Origin of the sequence: Bartonella sp. AA126HLJHH (assembly GCF_042197425.1) — a bacterium.
GTDB lineage: Bacteria > Pseudomonadota > Alphaproteobacteria > Rhizobiales > Rhizobiaceae > Bartonella.
Genome location: NZ_JBHIRU010000125.1, coordinates 1 through 652, shown reverse-complemented (window position 1 = coordinate 652; position 652 = coordinate 1). Strand labels below are relative to the sequence as shown.

General features: G+C 39.6%; 1 protein-coding gene. It reads left to right on the top strand.

What is annotated here, in order from left to right; translation table 11 throughout:
- Positions 1 to 652: autotransporter domain-containing protein (locus tag ACFIQC_RS10095; protein WP_375641395.1), on the top strand; the 652-nt coding region annotated here is incomplete at both ends.

The following is a 652-nucleotide window of genomic DNA, read 5'->3' as shown; positions in this document are numbered from 1 at the left end:
AACTATGGAAATCTTTCTCTACACCCTCAGGATGTTGAACAAAGCAAAAAAAGCGCATTTAATAAATGGTCTGTTGCTGCTTATGGAAATTTGCAGCATGATACCGGTTTTTATATGGATGGGGTGGTATCGTATGGTCTTTTTAAGGGTGATGTTTTGACCCTTGCACGGGGCAAGGTTGTGGCGTTAAAGGGTAAACAATTTAGCGGTTCTTTAACGAGTGGTAGAACGTTTGCAACAGGGTATAAAGGTGTTGTTTTTGATCCGCAGATTCAGGTTGTTTATCAGCATCTTCAGTTTAATCAGGCGCGTGATATTGATAATCTTGATGTTGATTTAGGAAAATTTCATCAATGGGTGGGGCGTGTTGGTGGGCGTTTAAGCAAGACGCTTAATGCTTCTGAAGAGGGACGTGAAGTTTCTTTTTATAGTAAGCTTTCTTATTTGCATAGTTTTGAAGATAAGCAATTCGTTTCTTTTAAAAACGATTTTCAGTTAGGTTCCTTTGGTTCTTCTTTGGAAGCAGGGGGTGGGTTTAATGCCCGTCTCTCATCAAAACTTTCTCTTCGTGGAGATGTCACTTATCAGCATAGATTTAAGAAAATTGGTTTTTCTGGAACGAGTTTCTCTGCTGGATTGCGCCACCTTTTTT